This is a genomic window from Candidatus Thermoplasmatota archaeon, from assembly GCA_029907305.1.
In the GTDB taxonomy this organism is placed as follows: domain Archaea; phylum Thermoplasmatota; class E2; order DHVEG-1; family DHVEG-1; genus JARYMC01.
In genome coordinates this window covers 1-4472 of sequence record JARYMC010000100.1, presented here as the reverse complement: position 1 = coordinate 4472, position 4472 = coordinate 1, and the positions used below count along the sequence as shown (strand labels likewise).

Below are 4472 nucleotides of genomic sequence, written 5' to 3'. Positions count from 1 at the left end.
AGTTTGGACTCCTATACATCGACTACTAACCATGCGTCGTAGGAAGCTCCGCCATTTATGGCGGAGAGGATGTCACAAACAAGATACAGTAGAATCATGTTTACTAAACCAGCGACAATTGCTGGCAGGAACATCCATTTGAAGTATTCATCAAAACGAAGGTCAAAAGCTGCTGCAAGTAATATATTTGTTGGGTTTCCTATATAGAGCATCATACTCCACGTGTTGGCTGCAAAGAATTCGGCGATGAGATATAGTTTTGGGTCTATTCCTGCGTTTTTTGTAAAATAGTATATAAATGGTGTAAATGTTAGTATAATTATATCATTTGATGTAAATATTGTTAGGTATAGATACAGTAATATAAAGAGAAAAAAACAATTTTCTGCCATCGTTACCAGCAAATCTCAATGCTAATCTGGCGCAGTACTCAAAAAATCCTGTTATATCAAGGAAGATACTCATAAAAACCATCGATAAAAATAGTATCAAAATACCAAATGGGTTAAGACCGCCTTCGCCTTCTAGCCCCTCTATAATTTGGGAGAAATTGAGTATCCCAAAAATTATGATTAATATTGGTCCTAGTAGTGCGCCTAGGAAATATGTGTCTATTTTTACTCTTCTTAATCCTAGTCTTACATATAAATAGGGTCTTCTTAGAATTAGATATATCGTGATTATGCATGATGCTAGGAATATTAGTTCTACTAGTAGTTTCCCATCCATTATTTTTACCGTTATCTTGTGATTGTTATTAAATCTTTAATATACTTTTTAAAATAAGGCCATCCCCTGGGAGAGATAAATGGTAGATACCATATATCTCCTATCTCTCCCGCCTCAGATTGAATGACAGCGGGCAATAAATGCCCCTTCACCTCTCTGGGCATGTTAATATTTGTCATTAACTCTATATAAATATGTCGTGTAAAAATGTCAAAAATGGAAAAATGATATGTTATAATCCTTGTTCGATTTGCAGTAATGTATTTAAAACACATCTTTGTTAAATGGTATAGCCTCTATTTTAGGAGAATCGGTGAAAAAGTGATCCGTATTTGAACGACGTAGAGGTACAATTTGGGCTCCCGAAACCCACGGGGGCCCAGAATATAAAATGATTAAAAAATATTATCGTTTATTCTGAATCTGTTTTGATACTATCTTTTAGGAATTTTTCTTTTATCTCTTTGAATTTAAGCTCGAGATAGTAATCACTTGATATTACAAATGGATGTTTTAATGTACCTTTTTCAAATTCGTTTTTTAATTCGTTTTTAACCTCTTCTAAAACAGCATCTGTTGTTCTGTTGAATATTAAGTCTATGAAATCATCTATGTAAACATCTGAGTTTTTTCCATTTTTCTCGTACCATTCTATAGCTTCTTGTAATATCTTGTCTTTCATCCTATTCAGATGCTCCTATGTAACATGGATATTTGTTATTTAAAGCTTTTATTTCTTTTTTGGTAACAGATATTTTTTGTTTTTATCTAAATCGAGGAAGAAGTCTGTAACTTCTCTCAGTTTATGTGACGTGGTTTTACCGAATGCTATTACTTCGGTTCTGCAACCTAAACTTTTTGCATGTTCTAAAAGGTCTGAGAAGTCACCATCTCCGCTAATTAGTACTACTGTGTCTAGTTTTGGTGCTAATCTCATAACATCCATAGCTATTCCCACATCCCAGTCTCCTTTTTTTGCGCCACCATAGAAAATTTGTAGGTCTTTTGATCTTACTTCGAACCCCATCTCCATGAGTGCATCATAGAATGTATTCTCATCTTTTACATCTGCTTTTATAACATACGCTATTGCCCTGATAAGTTTTCTATCTGCTATAGCATCCTTTAATATTGTTCTAAAATTTACTTTGCTGTTGTAAAGTTGTTTTGCAGAGTGATACATGTTTTGTACATCTACAAATACACCTATTCTTTGATTTATATGCCTTGATTTTGTCATATAATCTACCTCATAACATTTGTTACTTTAAAAAAACATTGCTTAAACTAAGAATCTTATATAAAAAAATAAGAAAAAAGGGATTAAGAAAAAACCTAAAACCCTTCTTACAAGGTGTTTTTTCTATTGATCCTTAATTTAAAATCTTTTTGGTCGGTGTTTCTGGTAACATTCACGGCAGTATACCGGTCTGTTCCCATCGGGTTTGAACGGAACTTGAGTCTCTTTTCCGCAATCTGCACAAGTTACATCATGCATTTCACGAGGAGAATCAAAGCCCCTTTGCCTTCTATCATTTCTTCTTTCCATTTTATACTTCCTTTTTATTTTTTCGGGCCCCCTCTATTTTTTGGGAGTCTTGTTTTTTCGTAATAATTACTTAGTATATAATCATATGTATAGCTTTTTGTAGCAATCTTTTTGTGTTATAATCACAACATATATATCTACTATATTGTATACTGTTTTTGAGAATTTGAAAAGGTGGGGATATGAAGGGAGTTGAAGAAATTGGCCAAAACGCAGGCAAAATATGGAAAGTACTTAACTTACAGGGACCTCTTACTGAATCTAGATTAATGAACAGTACAATGCTTGACGAGAATCAACTTCATGCTGCAATTGGTTGGCTTGCGAGAGAAAACAAGATTTCCAAAAACGGCTCTTTCTACAAATTGGGTGAAACCAATCTAACTGAGAAAATTGGTGTGAATGCTGGGAAATTGTGGGAAACCCTCGCGAAAAATAATGAAATCGACATCTCTGCTATTGCAAAGTTAGCTAGACTTGATGAAAAAGATGCCTATTCTGCGCTTGGTTGGTTGGCTAGGGAAGATAAAATAGAATCAAAAAATTTGATAAAACTAAAACGCTAATCTTTTAATCACTGTAAATATCGTAATAACCAACTTAATTGCTAATTTGTCAGTTTAAATTATATTTCTGGTTTGCAATCAGGGTGCTGCGAAGTTAATTGTTGTTCCTCCTTATATTGTTTCTATGTTGACATATATCATTCATCAGGAGTGACATGTCCTTCATCAACAAATAATTTCCAAGTACCCTGCAATCAAAATATATATATATTCTTTTATTGTATATACCCCTTTGAGGATGAGGTTACATGAACAACATAATAGAGGAATTTGGTCTAAACGCAGGAAAGGTTTGGCAAGTACTTAATTCACAGGGCGCTCTAACACAAACAAAGATAATGAAGACAGCAAAACTTAAGGAAGACGAGTTTTTTGCTGCAGTAGGCTGGCTTGCAAGAGAAAATAAAATCTGCAGAGAAGGCCCAATGTATAGACTCGGGCAAACGAACTTAACAAGTAAAATTGGTACAAACGCTGGTAAAGTGTGGAATGTACTTTCCAAACAAAAAGAGGCAGATATATCTGCTATCGCTAAATTAACCAAACTCCAACCTAAAGATGCTTATTCTGCGCTTGGATGGTTAGCTAGAGAAAATAAAATAGAAGTAAAGAATGTAAAACCAATCGAACATGAGTTTACCATTTGTTTAAAATAAAATTAAAATAAAAAACTTCTCTCCTCTATTTTTTTAATTTAAATAACACACATATTTTTTCCTTAAATTTTGTTTAATTTTTTCTTCATTGTCTCAATCCAAGATGGCAAACCTTCTACTGTACGAATCATAGCATGTCTAGCAAACAACTCCCTGTATCTTATATCACAAGTAACCCTGTCCTCTAGGTTTTTCCTGATTGTATAACAAAGACGTCCCCCTCGCCAATCCCAGTCAGTTAGAATAATTATCTCTTTGTATTGCTCAGCAATTACATCACAAAAATAAGATAGAGATTTTCCTGTATTAGTACAAAGTATAATGCCTTTGATATCTAGCTTACGAAGAGCTGCGACATCCTTATCACCCTCAACAACAATGGGTACGCTCCTGTTTTTCTCTTGCAACTCCAATAACACTTTTTCAATTTCCTCAAAAGATTTTTTATAATCCATCTAAAGACTCCCTTAATCTCCTACTCACATCATCAACAGAAACACCCTTAACAAGCAATGTTTTTTCCCGGCTTTTCTCCCCTGAAACTATAAATACATTAGTAACAGGTTTATTGAAATATTTTGCAACGGCTTTAATCACATCTTTGTTTGCCCTGTTTTCTTTAGCCTCAGAACAGACTTTTATCTCCAAACATTTCCGCCATGTGTTATAACCTGCAGGGAAAACCACATCTTTAGACTTAGTTTTTACAAAAAGATTAAGAATAGCACCATCACTATGGCTTTTTATTGCATCTTTAAATTCGCTCATATTGATTGGTGCTTTACCATATGTTTTAAATAAATATATTCTTTTGCCCTAGGTGCTGCGAAGTTAATTGTTGTTCCTCCTTATATTGTTTCTATGTTAACATATATCATTCATCATCAGGAGTGGTATGTCCTTCATCAACAAATAATTTCCAAGTACCTTGCCCTATTTCTCAGGCAGCATATAAGCTATGTCATCCCATGG

Annotated in this window: 9 protein-coding genes; 2 read left to right on the top strand and 7 right to left on the bottom strand. The window is 34.0% G+C overall.

The window, feature by feature from the left end; translation table 11 throughout:
• Positions 1-11: 11 nt before the first annotated feature.
• The 5 genes from QHH19_06775 to QHH19_06755 all read right to left on the bottom strand — a co-directional run bounded on the left by QHH19_06775 (position 12) and on the right by QHH19_06755 (position 2278).
• Positions 12-392, bottom strand: coding sequence for an SLC13 family permease (locus QHH19_06775; protein ID MDH7518027.1), 381 nt, complete (start codon positions 390-392; stop codon positions 12-14).
• A complete protein-coding gene (locus tag QHH19_06770) occupies positions 325-729 on the bottom strand; it encodes a hypothetical protein (GenBank protein ID MDH7518026.1) in 405 nt (134 codons plus the stop codon). The genes QHH19_06775 and QHH19_06770 overlap by 68 nt, the downstream gene beginning before the upstream one ends.
• Positions 730-1141: 412 nt before the next feature.
• Positions 1142-1411, bottom strand: a complete 270-nt coding sequence (locus tag QHH19_06765; GenBank protein ID MDH7518025.1) for a hypothetical protein — start codon at positions 1409-1411, stop codon at positions 1142-1144.
• A 48-nt stretch (positions 1412-1459) separates the two neighbouring features.
• Positions 1460-1969: an NYN domain-containing protein gene (locus QHH19_06760; GenBank protein MDH7518024.1), complete on the bottom strand. Its 510-nt coding sequence runs from the start codon at positions 1967-1969 to the stop codon at positions 1460-1462.
• Between the two features lie 138 nt (positions 1970-2107).
• Positions 2108-2278 (bottom strand): hypothetical protein, encoded by a 171-nt coding sequence (locus QHH19_06755; protein ID MDH7518023.1) that lies wholly within the window; start codon positions 2276-2278, stop codon positions 2108-2110.
• Between the two features lie 182 nt (positions 2279-2460).
• Here QHH19_06755 and QHH19_06750 point away from each other — a divergent pair, with 182 nt between their 5' ends.
• Both QHH19_06750 and QHH19_06745 read left to right on the top strand, forming a co-directional pair.
• Positions 2461-2844 carry a winged helix-turn-helix domain-containing protein gene (locus QHH19_06750; GenBank protein ID MDH7518022.1) on the top strand — a complete coding sequence of 128 codons (384 nt, stop codon included), beginning with the start codon at positions 2461-2463 and terminating at the stop codon, positions 2842-2844.
• Between the two features lie 248 nt (positions 2845-3092).
• Complete coding sequence (locus QHH19_06745; GenBank protein MDH7518021.1) at positions 3093-3500, top strand: winged helix-turn-helix domain-containing protein; 408 nt, start codon at positions 3093-3095, stop codon at positions 3498-3500.
• Between the two features lie 62 nt (positions 3501-3562).
• Here the strand turns inward: QHH19_06745 and QHH19_06740 are convergent, their stop codons facing one another.
• Positions 3563-3955: a topoisomerase gene (locus QHH19_06740; protein MDH7518020.1), complete on the bottom strand. Its 393-nt coding sequence runs from the start codon at positions 3953-3955 to the stop codon at positions 3563-3565.
• Positions 3945-4268, bottom strand: a complete 324-nt coding sequence (locus QHH19_06735) for a DUF167 domain-containing protein (GenBank protein MDH7518019.1) — start codon at positions 4266-4268, stop codon at positions 3945-3947. Before QHH19_06735 ends, QHH19_06740 begins: the two co-directional genes overlap by 11 nt.
• Positions 4269-4472: the final 204 nt, after the last annotated feature.

What these genes read in the sequence shown, in the direction of transcription:
- QHH19_06750 (MDH7518022.1), top strand. Translation starts at nt 2,461, where the DNA reads ATGAAGGGAGTTGAAGAAATTGGCCAAAACGCAGGCAAAATATGGAAA.
- QHH19_06765 (MDH7518025.1), bottom strand. Translation starts at nt 1,411, where the DNA reads ATGAAAGACAAGATATTACAAGAAGCTATAGAATGGTACGAGAAAAAT.
- QHH19_06755 (MDH7518023.1), bottom strand. Translation starts at nt 2,278, where the DNA reads ATGGAAAGAAGAAATGATAGAAGGCAAAGGGGCTTTGATTCTCCTCGT.
- QHH19_06745 (MDH7518021.1), top strand. Translation starts at nt 3,093, where the DNA reads ATGAACAACATAATAGAGGAATTTGGTCTAAACGCAGGAAAGGTTTGG.
- QHH19_06770 (MDH7518026.1), bottom strand. Translation starts at nt 729, where the DNA reads ATGGATGGGAAACTACTAGTAGAACTAATATTCCTAGCATCATGCATA.
- QHH19_06740 (MDH7518020.1), bottom strand. Translation starts at nt 3,955, where the DNA reads ATGGATTATAAAAAATCTTTTGAGGAAATTGAAAAAGTGTTATTGGAG.
- QHH19_06760 (MDH7518024.1), bottom strand. Translation starts at nt 1,969, where the DNA reads ATGACAAAATCAAGGCATATAAATCAAAGAATAGGTGTATTTGTAGAT.
- QHH19_06735 (MDH7518019.1), bottom strand. Translation starts at nt 4,268, where the DNA reads ATGAGCGAATTTAAAGATGCAATAAAAAGCCATAGTGATGGTGCTATT.
- QHH19_06775 (MDH7518027.1), bottom strand. Translation starts at nt 392, where the DNA reads ATGGCAGAAAATTGTTTTTTTCTCTTTATATTACTGTATCTATACCTA.